Source organism: Kitasatospora sp. NPDC028055, from assembly GCF_040637885.1.
In the GTDB taxonomy this organism is placed as follows: domain Bacteria; phylum Actinomycetota; class Actinomycetes; order Streptomycetales; family Streptomycetaceae; genus Kitasatospora.
Window position 1 is genome coordinate 79,938 of the sequence record NZ_JBEZXE010000011.1, and the last position, 12,737, is coordinate 92,674.

General features: G+C 72.3%; 14 protein-coding genes and 4 tRNA genes. 13 read left to right on the top strand and 5 right to left on the bottom strand.

The window, feature by feature from the left end; translation table 11 throughout:
- The first annotated feature begins 3 nt into the window (after positions 1-3).
- The 4 genes from AB0F71_RS14905 to AB0F71_RS14920 all read left to right on the top strand — a co-directional run bounded on the left by AB0F71_RS14905 (position 4) and on the right by AB0F71_RS14920 (position 414).
- Positions 4-76 (top strand) — tRNA-Glu (locus tag AB0F71_RS14905).
- A gap of 26 nt (positions 77-102) precedes the next feature.
- Positions 103-175, top strand: a tRNA-Glu gene (locus tag AB0F71_RS14910).
- Positions 176-201: 26 nt separating this feature from the next.
- Positions 202-274, top strand: a tRNA-Glu gene (locus AB0F71_RS14915).
- Between the two features lie 65 nt (positions 275-339).
- Positions 340-414 (top strand) — tRNA-Gln (locus AB0F71_RS14920).
- Between the two features lie 199 nt (positions 415-613).
- Here AB0F71_RS14920 and AB0F71_RS14925 read toward each other — a convergent pair.
- Positions 614-1,327, bottom strand: a complete 714-nt coding sequence (locus tag AB0F71_RS14925; RefSeq protein ID WP_030246527.1) for an IclR family transcriptional regulator — start codon at positions 1,325-1,327, stop codon at positions 614-616.
- A gap of 233 nt (positions 1,328-1,560) precedes the next feature.
- On the opposite strand from AB0F71_RS14925, the gene leuC reads away from it, so the two are divergent.
- From leuC to AB0F71_RS14945, 4 genes are all read left to right on the top strand, one after another.
- A complete protein-coding gene (gene leuC / locus AB0F71_RS14930; protein WP_360233052.1) occupies positions 1,561-2,991 on the top strand; it encodes a 3-isopropylmalate dehydratase large subunit in 1,431 nt (476 codons plus the stop codon).
- A gap of 3 nt (positions 2,992-2,994) precedes the next feature.
- A complete protein-coding gene (gene leuD / locus AB0F71_RS14935) occupies positions 2,995-3,591 on the top strand; it encodes a 3-isopropylmalate dehydratase small subunit (protein WP_360233055.1) in 597 nt (198 codons plus the stop codon).
- Between the two features lie 344 nt (positions 3,592-3,935).
- The gene (locus AB0F71_RS14940) at positions 3,936-4,124 is read left to right on the top strand and encodes a hypothetical protein (protein WP_046386931.1); all 189 of its coding nucleotides are present in this window, start codon (positions 3,936-3,938) and stop codon (positions 4,122-4,124) included.
- Positions 4,125-4,257: 133 nt separating this feature from the next.
- On the top strand, positions 4,258-4,992 hold the full coding sequence (locus tag AB0F71_RS14945; protein ID WP_360233058.1) for an HU family DNA-binding protein: 735 nt from the start codon (positions 4,258-4,260) through the stop codon (positions 4,990-4,992).
- 222 nt (positions 4,993-5,214) lie between these two features.
- On the opposite strand, the gene AB0F71_RS14950 is transcribed toward AB0F71_RS14945, so the two are convergent.
- Together AB0F71_RS14950 and cofC are read right to left on the bottom strand one after the other, a co-directional pair.
- Entirely contained in the window at positions 5,215-5,439 is a 225-nt protein-coding gene (locus tag AB0F71_RS14950) for a hypothetical protein (protein WP_360233061.1), read from the bottom strand.
- 38 nt (positions 5,440-5,477) lie between these two features.
- On the bottom strand, positions 5,478-6,161 hold the full coding sequence (gene cofC, locus AB0F71_RS14955) for a 2-phospho-L-lactate guanylyltransferase (protein WP_360233064.1): 684 nt from the start codon (positions 6,159-6,161) through the stop codon (positions 5,478-5,480).
- A gap of 230 nt (positions 6,162-6,391) precedes the next feature.
- Between cofC and AB0F71_RS14960 the strand changes: the two genes are divergently transcribed.
- From AB0F71_RS14960 to AB0F71_RS14970, 3 genes are all read left to right on the top strand, one after another.
- Complete coding sequence (locus AB0F71_RS14960; RefSeq protein ID WP_360233067.1) at positions 6,392-7,225, top strand: lysophospholipid acyltransferase family protein; 834 nt, start codon at positions 6,392-6,394, stop codon at positions 7,223-7,225.
- A gap of 14 nt (positions 7,226-7,239) precedes the next feature.
- Complete coding sequence (locus tag AB0F71_RS14965) at positions 7,240-8,223, top strand: NAD(P)H-dependent glycerol-3-phosphate dehydrogenase (protein WP_360233274.1); 984 nt, start codon at positions 7,240-7,242, stop codon at positions 8,221-8,223.
- Between the two features lie 98 nt (positions 8,224-8,321).
- Positions 8,322-9,467, top strand: coding sequence for a D-alanine--D-alanine ligase family protein (locus tag AB0F71_RS14970; RefSeq protein WP_360233070.1), 1,146 nt, complete (start codon positions 8,322-8,324; stop codon positions 9,465-9,467).
- 60 nt (positions 9,468-9,527) lie between these two features.
- Here the strand turns inward: AB0F71_RS14970 and AB0F71_RS14975 are convergent, their stop codons facing one another.
- Positions 9,528-10,049, bottom strand: a complete 522-nt coding sequence (locus AB0F71_RS14975) for a DUF3515 domain-containing protein (RefSeq protein ID WP_360233073.1) — start codon at positions 10,047-10,049, stop codon at positions 9,528-9,530.
- 19 nt (positions 10,050-10,068) lie between these two features.
- Entirely contained in the window at positions 10,069-10,302 is a 234-nt protein-coding gene (locus tag AB0F71_RS14980) for an Lrp/AsnC ligand binding domain-containing protein (protein WP_360233076.1), read from the bottom strand.
- 227 nt (positions 10,303-10,529) lie between these two features.
- Between AB0F71_RS14980 and AB0F71_RS14985 the strand changes: the two genes are divergently transcribed.
- Positions 10,530-11,495, top strand: a complete 966-nt coding sequence (locus AB0F71_RS14985) for a thiamine-phosphate kinase (protein ID WP_360233079.1) — start codon at positions 10,530-10,532, stop codon at positions 11,493-11,495.
- A gap of 167 nt (positions 11,496-11,662) precedes the next feature.
- The gene (locus AB0F71_RS14990; protein ID WP_360233082.1) at positions 11,663-12,688 is read left to right on the top strand and encodes a 6-phosphofructokinase; all 1,026 of its coding nucleotides are present in this window, start codon (positions 11,663-11,665) and stop codon (positions 12,686-12,688) included.
- Positions 12,689-12,737: the final 49 nt, after the last annotated feature.

Consider the following 12,737-nt stretch of genomic DNA (forward strand, 5'->3'; position numbering starts at 1 on the left):
CAAGCCCCCGTTGTGTAGCGGCCTAGCACGCTGCCCTCTCACGGCAGTAGCGCCGGTTCGAATCCGGTCGGGGGTACTGATCCCGCAAGGGATCGCCTGGAAGCCCCCGTTGTGTAGCGGCCTAGCACGCTGCCCTCTCACGGCAGTAGCGCCGGTTCGAATCCGGTCGGGGGTACTGATCCCGCAAGGGATCGCCAGGATGCCCCCGTTGTGTAGCGGCCTAGCACGCTGCCCTCTCACGGCAGTAGCGCCGGTTCGAATCCGGTCGGGGGTACTTCAAAGCACGAAGCCGGTGGCTGTGTTCTTCTGAGGACATGCCCATCGGCCCTTGCTTTGCGTTGGGGTATGGTGTAATTGGCAGCACGAGTGATTCTGGTTCATTTAGTCTAGGTTCGAGTCCTGGTACCCCAGCCAGAAATATGGAAGACCCCGCCCCGCGGGGTCTTTTCGCTTTTCCACCGCTTTCCACGGCTTTCCGTCGCGCCCGGGTGTTTCCGCCGCGCAGGCACGCGAAGGGCCCCGCTCGGTCCGAGCGGGGCCCTTTCGCATTCGGTGGGGGGTGGGGGAACGGGGTACGGGGGAGTCGGCGGGGTGGGTGGGGGACTCCGCCGGCTCAGCTGCGCCGCAGCGCCTCGGTGAGCCGGTTCGCGGCCTCGATGATGGCCTGGGCGTGCAGCCGGCCCGGGTGGCGGGTCAGGCGCTCGATCGGGCCGGAGACGGAGACGGCGGCCACCACCCGGTTGGAGGGGCCGCGCACGGGGGCGGAGACGGACGCGACGCCCGGCTCCCGCTCGCCGATCGACTGGGCCCAGCCGCGCCGCCGGACGCCGCTCAGCGCGGTGGCGGTGAAGCGGGCGCCCTGGAGGCCGCGGTGGAGCCGCTCGGGCTCCTCCCAGGCCAGCAGGACCTGGGCGGCCGAGCCGGCCTTCATCGGCAGGGTGCTGCCGACCGGGACGGTGTCCCGCAGGCCGGAGAGCCGCTCGGCGGCGGCTACGCAGATCCGCATCTCGCCCTGCCGGCGGTAGAGCTGTGCGCTCTCGCCGGTGACGTCGCGCAGGTGGGTCAGGACCGGGCCCGCGGTGGCGAGCAGCCGGTCCTCGCCCGCCGCGGCGGAGAGTTCGGAGAGACGGGGGCCGAGGATGAAACGCCCCTGCATGTCCCTGGTGACCAGACGGTGGTGTTCGAGTGCGACGGCGAGTCTGTGGGCCGTGGGGCGCGCCAGACCGGTGGCGGCGACCAGCCCCGCCAACGTGGCGGGGCCCGACTCCAGTGCGCTGAGCACCAGAGCGGCCTTGTCGAGAACGCCGACGCCGCTAGTGTTGTCCATGCCCTAAGACTGCAGTCTCATTCCGCGAGACGCAAGTTCAATCTTCCGGGAAAAGCGCCACTCTGGATGCAGCAGCCCGGGAGACATCCAGGATGGGGCCTCGACAGAGTGTCCGCATCGTGGACAGCGATCCGGCGTGCAGGTCTCGCGAACGCGCTCCGCACGGACGGCGCACGCAATGACCCCGACGACACGAGAAGGCCGGCAACGCGGCCGGCTGGAGGGAATCTCCGATGGGACGGACACTCGCAGAGAAGGTCTGGGACGACCACGTCGTGCGGCGCGCGGAGGGCGAGCCCGACCTCCTGTTCATCGACCTGCACCTGCTCCACGAGGTGACCAGCCCGCAGGCCTTCGACGGGCTCCGGCTGGCCGGCCGCAAGGTCCGCCGCACCGATCTGACGATCGCCACCGAGGACCACAACACCCCGACCCTGGACATCGACAAGCCGATCGCCGACCCGGTCTCCCGGGTGCAGCTGGAGACGCTGCGCCGCAACGCGGCCGAGTTCGGCGTACGGATCCACTCGCTCGGCGACGTCGAGCAGGGCGTGGTGCACGTGGTCGGCCCCCAGCTCGGCCTGACCCAGCCCGGCACCACCGTGGTCTGCGGCGACTCCCACACCTCCACCCACGGCGCCTTCGGCGCGCTGGCGTTCGGCATCGGCACCAGCCAGGTCGAGCACGTGCTGGCCACCCAGACCCTGCCGCTGGCGCCGTTCCGCACCATGGCGGTCACCGTCGAGGGCGAACTGCCCGAGGGCGTCACGGCCAAGGACCTGATCCTGGCCGTGATCGCGAAGATCGGCACCGGCGGCGGCCAGGGCTACGTCCTGGAGTACCGCGGCTCGGCGATCCGGAGCCTGTCCATGGAGGCCCGGATGACCGTCTGCAACATGTCGATCGAGGCGGGTGCCCGGGCCGGCATGATCGCCCCGGACGACACCACCTTCGAGTACCTCAAGGGCCGCCCGCACGCCCCGCAGGGCGAGGACTGGGACGCCGCCGTCGAGTACTGGCGGACGCTGACCACCGACGAGGACGCCGTCTTCGACCACGAGGTGTTCATCGACGCGAGCGAGCTCACCCCCTTCGTCACCTGGGGCACCAACCCCGGCCAGGGCGCTCCGCTCGGCTCGAACGTCCCGAACCCCGAGGACTTCGCGGACCCGCAGGAGCGCGTGGCCGCCGAGAACGCCCTCAGGTACATGGGTCTGGAGGCGGGCACCCCGCTGCGCGAGGTCGCCGTCGACGCGGTCTTCGTCGGCTCCTGCACCAACGGCCGGATCGAGGACCTGCGCGCCGCCGCCGCCGTCCTGGAGGGCCGCAAGGTCGCCGACCGGGTGCGGATGCTGGTCGTCCCCGGCTCCGTCCGGGTCGCGCTCCAGGCCGTCGAGGAGGGCCTGGACCAGGTGTTCACCGCCGCCGGGGCCGAATGGCGGCACGCCGGCTGCTCGATGTGCCTGGGCATGAACCCCGACCAGCTCGCCCCCGGGGAGCGCTGCGCCTCCACCTCGAACCGCAACTTCGAGGGCCGCCAGGGCAAGGGCGGCCGCACCCACCTGGTCTCCCCGCAGGTCGCCGCCGCGACCGCCGTCCTGGGCCGACTGGCCGCCCCGTCCGACCTGTCCGTCAACTCCGCCAACGTCGCCGTGGAGGCCTGAGCCATGGAGAAGTTCACCACCCACACCGGCCGGGCCGTCCCGCTGCGCCGCAGCAACGTGGACACGGACCAGATCATCCCGGCCCATTGGCTCAAGAAGGTCACCCGATCCGGTTTCGAGGACGGCCTGTTCGAAGCCTGGCGCAAGGACGAGTCGTTCGTCCTCAACCGGCCCGAGCGCGCGGGCGCCACCGTCCTGGTGGCCGGCCCCGAGTTCGGCACCGGCTCCTCCCGGGAGCACGCGGTCTGGGCGCTGCAGAACTACGGCTTCCACGCGGTCATCTCCTCGCGCTTCGCCGACATCTTCCGGGGCAACTCGCTGAAGAACGGTCTGCTGACCGTCGTGCTGCCGCAGGAGACCGTGGAACGCCTCTGGTCGCTCACCGAGAGTGACCCTTCGGCCGAGATCACCGTTGATCTGGAAGCACGGGAAGTCCGGGCCGAAGGCATCACCGCGCCCTTCGAACTGGACGACAACGTCCGGTGGCGGCTGCTCAACGGCCTGGACGACATCAGCATCACCCTGCAGAACGAGGGCGACATCGCCGCCTACGAGGCGACCCGTCCGGCGTTCAAGCCCCGTACTCTGCCGGTCTCCTGAGTTCCCCTCAGAACAAGCATTCTGACGATCCACCGGATGGCCCGCGCTCCCCCTCGGGGGGGCCGGGCCATCTGCCGTTCCGGAGCACGAGTTAGCACCGGGGCCTCCCCGGATTGCCCATTCGGCTTTGCGGAAGAGGGCCCCGCGCAAGTACAACTGCGGGTAGATGGCACAATCAGTACATGCACCGGCACCATGAACCTCCGTACGCGGGCGGCGAACCCGCGTCCGAGGAGTCCACGGGCCGGGGATCCGAACGCCGAATTGACGATCGGCCGGACGTCACCTCCGCAACACCAGCTGAGGCGCCGGACGACCAGGAAGTCGCAGCGCTCTACGCGCTTGTGGCCGAGCGGTTGAAGCAAGCTCACGCCCGCGTGCATGCGCTGAACGTGTCTGTCGATGCAAAGACCGCTCTCACCCGTCAACTGCTCATCGTCACGGAGACCGCCAAGCGCGATCTTCCGGAGGCGGCAAGGCGGTTGAGTCGCTTTGTACATGACCTCGACGAGGGGCACCCGCCCCTCGACTGAGGTCGCGGACGCGCAAATCCATTGCGACACTAGGGTGATTCGCGCGTTTGGTAATTGAAAGTCCGCAGATACATACCTAACGTGCGAAAAGAACGGATGGAATCATCCGGCGCCCGTTTCCGAAGGGGAAGACGTGAACAAGGCTCAGCTTGTCGAAGCGGTGGCCGAGCAGCTGGGCGGTCGCAAGGCTGCCGCAGAGGCCGTCGACGCAGTGCTCGACACCATGGTCCGTGCCGTTGTGGCCGGTGACCGGGTTTCGGTCACCGGTTTCGGCACCTTCGAGAAGGTGGAGCGCTCCGCGCGCTTCGCCCGCAACCCGCAGACCGGCGAGCGGGTCAAGGTCAAGAAGACCTCGGTGCCCCGCTTCCGTCCGGGTCAGGGCTTCAAGGACCTGGTCAGCGGCAGCAAGAAGCTGCCGAAGGAAGGCCCCTCGGTGAAGAAGGCCCCCAAGGGCTCGCTCACCCCGGGCAAGACCGGTGTCGCCGCGACCCCGGCCGCCAAGCGTGCCGCCACCAAGCGCGCCGCCACCGCTGCGGCCGCCGCCCCGGCCGCCAAGAAGGCCGCCACCAAGAAGGCGACCACCACGGCTGCCGCCAAGAAGACCACGGCCACCGCCGCGAAGAAGGCGACCGCCACCAAGAAGGCCACCACGGCCGCCAAGAAGACCACGGCCACCGCCACCAAGGCGGCTGCGACCAAGGCCGCGGCGACCAAGAAGACGGCCGCCGCCAAGAAGGCGACCACCACCGCCGCCGCCAAGAAGACCACGGCCACCGCCAAGAAGGCGACCGCCACGGCCAAGAAGACGGCGCCGGCGAAGAAGACCGCCACCCGCAAGACCACCGCGCGCAAGGCCTCGGCCAAGTAAGTCCCGCGCGACTGTCCTCGGACGGCCTTCGGCACAGAGCCGCGGCACCCCCCTTCCGCGAATTGCGGAGACCGGGCGGCCGCGGCTCTTTCGATTTCCGGGCGCTTAGTCAGGATTCACCGGCGGCCGCCGTCCGGGCGCGGAAATCCGCGGGAACGGCGGGAAGAACGGGAACAGCGGGAACGGCCGGAACGGCGACGGCTGTGGAAGGGGACGGCGCCGTCAGCGGCCGTCGGCCGGGTCGGGGAAGGTCTGCAGGGTCACGAAGACCACCCGGCGGGCCTCGCCCGTGCCCTCGGTGCGGATCCGCACCCGCTGGCCGGGCCGCAGCAGCAGCAGGCCGCCGGCGTCGAAGGCGGCCGCGTCGAACGGCACCGGAGTCCCGTCGTCGAGCAGCACGGAGCCGGCTCGGGTGGCGGGGTCGAAGGTGAACGCGGTGGCCTGCATGCCAGCAGCATAGCGAGCGGGTCCGACCGGCCCGCTGGTCAGGAGCGGTCCAGACGGGCGAACAGCGCACTGGTGTACGGGCCGAGGCCGAGCGTCGCGGCCTCGCCGAGGTCGGCACCGGTGTCGACGTCCCGGCGCACCGACTCCACGTCCGCCAGGCGCAGTTCGAGCGCCCCGCCGGCCGCGTGCCGGGCCCGCGAGCCGTCCCCGAACGCGGGGGCGAGCGGACGGCCGGGGCCGCTGGCGAGCAGGGTGGTGCCCAGGCCGGGGGAGTCCGGCAGGAAGGCCCGGCCGTCCGACGGCACCGCGCCCAGTACCCGGGCGAGTTCGGCCGGGCGCAGGGCCGGCAGGTCCGCCGAGAGGGCGGCCAGCGGGGTCCGCGGGGCGAGCGCCCGGGCGGCCGAGGCGCCGTGCGCCAGCGCCCGGTTGAGGCCGCCGCCGGGCTCGTCGGCGACCACCAGGGCGCCCAACTCGGCCAGCCGCGCGCCGGCGGTGGCGTCCGGGGTGACCACCAGGACGCGCGAGACGCCCGGGGTGGCCAGCGCGGCGGTGACGGTGTCGAGGGCGAAGGACAGGGCCAGCTCGGCCCGGTGCGGGCCCGCGTACGGGGCCAGTCGGCTCTTCGCGAGGGCGAGCGGCTTGAGCGGTAGCACCAGCGACCAGTCGGCGGCGGGTGCGGCGGGCGCGACGGGCCCGCTGGGGCGTACGGTGTCCTGGGTCATCGGCGTCATTGTGACGCCGGTCCCGGAGCCCTCGCCAGGCCGTCCGAGCTGTGCGGACGTGCGTTTGATCACGCCCGCCCGGCGGGTTGGCGCGGCCGCTCGACAGCCGGTGAGCAGGCGGGCGACACTGTTCCGCGCCCGTGCGCCGGGCCCCGGTCGCAGCGGTGCGCGGCACCGGGAGGCTATGACCGCGGCACCCCACGTGCCGCATCGGATGAGAAGGAGCTGGGGTGGCCCGCCGCTCGTACGCCAAGTTCGGCAACGCCGACTACGGCATCTGGTACCGCTTCGCGGCCGTGCTGGTGAAGCCGGTGACGACCGCGCTGGTGAAGCCCGACTGGCGGGGCTGGGAGCACGTTCCCCGGAAGGGCGGCTTCATCGCCGCGGTGAACCACAACTCGATCATCGACCCGGTGATCTACGCGCACTGGCAGTACAACAGCGGGCGTCCGCCGCGGATCCTCGGCAAGTCCTCGCTGTTCTCGATCCCCTTCATCGGGTTCATGCTGCGCAAGACCGGCCAGATCCCGGTGTTCCGCGAGTCCACCGACGCGGCGCAGGCCTTCCGGGCCGCGATCGACGCCGTCAACAACGGCCAGTGCGTGCAGTTCTACCCGGAGGGAACGCTCACCCGGGACCCGGACCTGTGGCCGATGACCGGGAAGAACGGGGTCGCCCGGGTCGCGCTGATGACCGGTGCGCCGGTGATCCCGGTCGCGCACTGGGGCGCCCACGAGATCATCCCGCCGTACGGCCGGGCCGGTTACGGCAAGGGCAAGTTCAACCTGTTCCCGCGGCACCGGGTGACCGTGGCCGCCGGGCCCGCGGTGGACCTGAGCAAGTACCAGGGCATGGAGCTCACCGCCCAGGTGCTCAACGATGCCACCGAGGACATCATGGCGGCGATCACCGAGGTGCTGGCCGGGATCCGCGGCCAGGAGCCGCCGGCCGAGCGCTACGACATGCGCAGGGCCGCCCGCGAGCGGGCCGCCGCCGCGGTGGCCGAACGCCGCCGTGCCAAGGGCAGCAGGATCGGCAACGACGATGAGGGGACGGGCCGGTGACCCGCTGCGCCGTGATGGGGACGGGCTCCTGGGGCACCGCGTTCGCGATGGTGCTGGCCGACGCGGGCTGCGAGGTCGTGCTGTGGGCCCGCCGCCAGGAGCTGGTGGACGCCGTCAACACCACCCACGAGAACCCGGACTACCTGCCGGGCGTCCGGCTGCCCGACACCGTCCGGGCCACCACCGACGCCGCCGAGGCGCTGGCCGGCGCCGACTTCGCGGTGCTGGTGGTGCCCTCCCAGACGCTGCGCGACAACCTGGCCGCCTGGGCGCCGCTGATCGAGCCGCAGACCGTGCTGGTCAGCCTGATGAAGGGCATCGAACTCGGCACCGCGAAGCGGATGAGCGAGGTGATCGACGAGGTCACCAAGGTCGGCCCGGAGCGGGTCGCGGTGGTCAGCGGGCCCAACCTGGCCAAGGAGATCGCCAACCGGCAGCCCGCCGCCAGCGTGGTCGCCTGCCCCGACGAGGCGGTCGCCAAGCGGCTCCAGGCGGCCTGCCACACGCCGTACTTCCGGCCGTACACCAACACCGACGTGATCGGCTGCGAACTCGGCGGCGCGGTCAAGAACGTGATCGGCCTGGCCGTCGGCATGGCGGCCGGCATGGGGCTCGGCGACAACACCAAGGCCACCCTGATCACCCGCGGACTGGCCGAGACCACCCGGCTCGGCGAGGTGCTGGGCGCCGACCCGCACACCTTCGCGGGGCTGGCCGGGATGGGCGACCTGGTCGCCACCTGCTCCTCGCCGCTGTCGCGCAACAACACCTTCGGGATGAACCTGGGCCGGGGCATGTCGCTGGCCGAGACCATCGCGGCCACCCGGCAGACCGCGGAGGGCGTCAAGTCCTGCGAGTCGGTGCTGGACCTGGCCCGGCGCAACGGGGTCGACATGCCGATCGTCGAGGCCGTGGTGGACGTGGTGCACAACGGGCGGCCCACCCAGGAGGCGCTGCAGGCGCTGATGTCCCGCTCGGCCAAGGCCGAGCGGCGCTGAGGCCCGGCCCGTCGGCCGTGCACCCGGTGCCGGGCGCGGACTCTCCGGACCGGCGTTGACTTCCCGGAAACACCCCGCACGGTAGTCTCAAACCCGATATGAGCATCGAACAGACCACCCCGGACCCGTCCGCCCCCAAGCCGCGCGTCGCGCTGGTCTTCGGCGGGCGCAGCTCCGAGCACGCGATCTCGGTCTCCACCGCGGGCAGCGTCCTCCGGGCGATCGACCGTGACAAGTACGACGTGCTGCCGATCGGCATCACCCACGAGGGCCGCTGGGCGCTGACCAGCGACGAGCCGTCCCGGATGGCCATCACCGACGGCCGGCTGCCGGACGTGGCCCACGTCGCCGAGGCCGTCGACGGGCAGGTCGCGCTGCCGGTCTCGCCGGGCAGCCGGGAGGTGCTGCTGAGCGAGCCGGGGAGCGCCCCCAAGGCCCTCGGCCAGGTCGACGTGGTGTTCCCGCTGCTGCACGGCCCGTGGGGCGAGGACGGCACCCTCCAGGGTCTGCTGGAGCTCTCCGGCGTCCCGTACGTCGGCAACGGCGTGCTGGCCAGCGCGGCCGGCATGGACAAGGAGTTCGCCAAGCGGATCCTGGCCTCGCACGGCCTGGGCGTCGGCCACTACACGATCGTGCGGCCGCGCGACTGGGAGACCGAGCAGGGCCGCGCCGCGGTGCGCGAGCGGGTCGCCGAGCTGGGCCTGCCGGTGTTCGTGAAGCCCTGCCGGGCCGGCTCCAGCATCGGCATCACCAAGGTCCGGGACCTCGCCGAACTCGACGCCGCGATCGAGGAGGCCCGCCGGCACGACCCCAAGCTGATCATCGAGGCCGGGGTCTCCGGCCGCGAGATCGAGTGCGGGGTGCTGGAGTTCGAGGACGGCCCGCGGGCCAGCGTCCCGGCCGAGGTGCTGGTCGGCGAGGGCTTCGACTTCTACGACTTCGAGGCCAAGTACATCGACTCCTCCGAGGTGCGGATCCCGGCCGAGCTGACCGCCGAGGAGGTCGCGGAGATCCAGCGCCAGGCGGTGGCCGCGTTCGAGGCCTTCGGCTGCGAGGGGCTGGCCCGGGTCGACTTCTTCCTGCTGGAGGACGGCAGCTGGATGATCAACGAGATCAACACCATGCCGGGCTTCACCCCGATCTCCGCCTACCCGAAGATGTGGGAGGCCAGCGGGGTCTCCTACGCGGAGCTGATCGACCGGCTGCTGCAGACCGCGCTGCGCCGCTCGACCGGGCTGCGCTAGCGGGCTCGTACGCGTGACAGGGGCGGGCCGGGAGCTCCCGGCCCGCCCCTGTGTGCGGGCTCAGCCCGGGACGTTGGCCTTCACCGCGGGGGTCAGGGCGGCCGCCGGGTCGAAGGGGTTCTGCGCGGCTCCGGCCGGGACGGTCACCTCGACGTAGGCGGCCCGCATGGTCGTCACGAAGCGGTAGCCGCCGTCGGCGAGCCGCTGCGACCACCAGGTGACGTCGTCGACGGTCGGCGACCAGTCCTTGGCGTGCTCGCCGTCCAGCTCGTCCGGCCGGTCGACACCGCACCGCAGCACCACCCGGGGCGAGTCGCCCCAGGCCGCCACGTACGGGGAGGCCGGGGACGGGTCCCGGCGGGTCCGGCCGAGCAAATCCGGGGGCAGCGCGGCGCCCAGCGCCCGGCAGTAGTCCGCGGCCTTCCCGCTCGGCCGCGGGACCTCCACCGCGGGGTCGTCGGCCGAACTCCAACTGCCGATGAGCACCACCACGGTGCAGGTCAGCGCGACGGGCGCGGCCAGCCAGCGGACCGGTGCGGGAAGCGCGGTCAGCGCCCTGGGGATGCGGAGTTCTCTGGCCACCCGCCGATGGTAGCCGGGCTCAGAGGTGCACCACCGGACAGGTGAGGGTGCGGGTGATGCCCTCCACCTTCTGGACCTTGGCGACCACCATGCGGCCCAGGTCGTCGACCGTCTCGGCCTCGGCCTTGACGATGACGTCGTACGGACCGGTGACGTCCTCGGCGGTGAGCACACCGGGGATCCTGGCGATGGTCTCGGCCACCGCGGTGGCCTTTCCTACTTCGGTCTGGATCAGGATGTATGCCTGTACCACGGGTGACCTCCCGGCGGCCGGTTGGGGGGATCGCCGCCGGGATCGCCCGGGCTGGTGCAGGGGTGGGTGCGGGCGCACCGGCAGGCTGATCACCACGCTACCGCGCAGCGGGCCGGGGAGGGGAGACTTCGGTGCCCCTGGAGGGCGTACGCTGCGCGCGGGGGGAGCGACGGGGACGGCATCCCGGACGGCGGTGCCGTCCGGGGAGGAAAGGCGAGAGGACGCAGATGCAGGGGACCGTGGGCGAGCTCGGCGAGTTCGGTCTCATCAGGGAGCTGACCGCCCGGGTACCGCTCACCGACGCGGTCGACCTCGGCCCCGGGGACGACGCCGCGGTGGTGAAGGCCCCGGACGGCCGGGTGGTGGCGACCACGGACGTCCTGATCGAGAACCGGCACTTCCGCCGGGACTGGTCCACCGCCTACGACGTGGGCCGCAAGGCCGCCGCCCAGAACCTCGCCGACGTGGCCGCGATGGGCGCGGTGCCGACCGCGATACTGCTCGGGCTGGTCGCCCCCGCCGACCTGCCGACCACCTGGGCCACCGAGCTGATGGACGGGCTGCGCGACGAGTGCCAGGTCGCCGGGGCGACGGTGGTCGGCGGCGACGTGGTGCGCGGCGACACCGTCACGCTGGCGATCACGGCGCTCGGCGACCTCCAGGGGCGCGCGGCGGTGACGCGCTCCGGCGCCCAGGTCGGCGACGTGATCGCGGTGTGCGGCTGGCTGGGCTGGTCGGCGGCCGGACTGACGGTGCTGCAACGCGGCTTCCGCTCCCCGCGCGCCTTCGTCGAGGCGCACCGCCGCCCCGAGCCGCCGTACCACGCGGGCCCGGCCGCCGCCGAGTTGGGCGCCACCTCGATGATCGACGTGAGCGACGGGCTGGTCGCCGACCTCGGCCACGTGGCCCGGGCCAGCGAGGTGGACATCGACCTCAGGGCCGCCGACTTCGACGTCCCGGCGCAGATGGCCGACATCGGCCAGGCGGTCGGGGTGGACCCACTGGTCTGGGTGCTGTCCGGCGGCGAGGACCACGCGATCGTGGCGACCTTCCCGCGCGGGGTCCAACTCCCGTCCCGCTGGCGGGTGGTGGGCGAGGTGACCGGCCGCCCGCGGGGCTCGCGCAGCGGCCGGGTGACGGTCGACGGCGCGCCCTGGGACCGGGTCGGCGGCTGGGACCACTTCGCCGAGTGAGGTACGGAGTACGGCCGACGGGGCGTGGACGCCGGTACGGCGCGTGACGCTCCGGGCGTGCGGCGGACGGGCTTCGAGCAGGCGACTTGCGTAGGCTTGCGCCATCCGAGCCCGCCCGCCGTCGGCTGCGGCCGGGCCGAACCACGGCGAGCGGGAGCACACCACACATGCGCATCGGTGTCCTGACCAGCGGCGGCGACTGCCCCGGCCTCAACGCGGTGATCCGCTCGGTGGTGCACCGGGGCACGGACGTGCACGGCGACGAGATCGTGGGCATCGAGGACGGCTTCCTCGGCCTGATCGAGGGCCGTACCCGGCCGGTCTCGCACGACGACGTCACCGGTCTGCTCACCCTCGGCGGCACCATCCTGGGCTCGGCCCGGGTGCAGCGCGAGCGGATCGCCTGGGCGGTGGAGAACGCCAAGACGCTGGCCCGGGACATCGGCATCGACGCGCTGATCGCGATCGGCGGCGAGGGGACGCTGACCGCCGCCAAGCTGTTCAGCGAGGCCGGACTGCCGGTGGTCGGGGTGCCCAAGACCATCGACAACGACATCGCCGCCACCGACGTCACCTTCGGCTTCGACACCGCGGTGCACGTGGCGACCGAGGCGATCGACCGGCTCAAGACCACCGCGGAGTCCCACCAGCGCGTCATGGTGGTGGAGTTGATGGGCCGGCACACCGGCTGGATCACCCTCACCGCGGGCATGGCCGGCGGCGCCCACGGCATCCTCATCCCGGAGAAGCCCTTCGACATCGAGGCGGTGGCCCGGATGGTCGAGGACCGCTTCGCCCGCGGCAAGAAGTTCGCCATCATCGCCGTCGCCGAGGGCGCCGCCCCGACGCCCGGCACCATGCGCTTCGACCACGGCGAGGTCGACCAGTACGGCCACCGGACCTTCGGCGGGATCGGCAACCGGCTCGCCCACGAGCTGGAGAACCTGCTCGGCAAGGAGGCCCGCCCGGTCATCCTGGGCCACACCCAGCGCGGCGGCACCCCGACCGCCCGGGACCGGGTGCTCGCCACCCGCTTCGGCTGGCACGCGGTGGAGGCCGTCCACCGGGGTGCGTTCGGGCACTTCACCGCGCTGCGCCGGACCGACATCGAGCTGCTGCCGATCGGCGACGCGGTGACCAGGTTGAAGACGGTGCCGGAGGAGCGCTGGGTGGAGTCGGAGGCGGTGCTCTGACCGCGGTGCCCCGGGGGCGGTGGTGCCCGGGAGGCCACGGTGCCCCGAA

Bases quoted from the DNA above. Each gene is read 5' to 3' on its own strand.
- AB0F71_RS14925 (WP_030246527.1), bottom strand. From the start codon at position 1,327: ATGGACAACACTAGCGGCGTCGGCGTTCTCGACAAGGCCGCTCTGGTG.
- leuC (WP_360233052.1), top strand. From the start codon at position 1,561: ATGGGACGGACACTCGCAGAGAAGGTCTGGGACGACCACGTCGTGCGG.
- leuD (WP_360233055.1), top strand. From the start codon at position 2,995: ATGGAGAAGTTCACCACCCACACCGGCCGGGCCGTCCCGCTGCGCCGC.
- AB0F71_RS14950 (WP_360233061.1), bottom strand. From the start codon at position 5,439: ATGCAGGCCACCGCGTTCACCTTCGACCCCGCCACCCGAGCCGGCTCC.
- cofC (WP_360233064.1), bottom strand. From the start codon at position 6,161: ATGACCCAGGACACCGTACGCCCCAGCGGGCCCGTCGCGCCCGCCGCA.
- AB0F71_RS14965 (WP_360233274.1), top strand. From the start codon at position 7,240: ATGGGGACGGGCTCCTGGGGCACCGCGTTCGCGATGGTGCTGGCCGAC.
- AB0F71_RS14970 (WP_360233070.1), top strand. From the start codon at position 8,322: ATGAGCATCGAACAGACCACCCCGGACCCGTCCGCCCCCAAGCCGCGC.
- AB0F71_RS14985 (WP_360233079.1), top strand. From the start codon at position 10,530: ATGCAGGGGACCGTGGGCGAGCTCGGCGAGTTCGGTCTCATCAGGGAG.
- AB0F71_RS14990 (WP_360233082.1), top strand. From the start codon at position 11,663: ATGCGCATCGGTGTCCTGACCAGCGGCGGCGACTGCCCCGGCCTCAAC.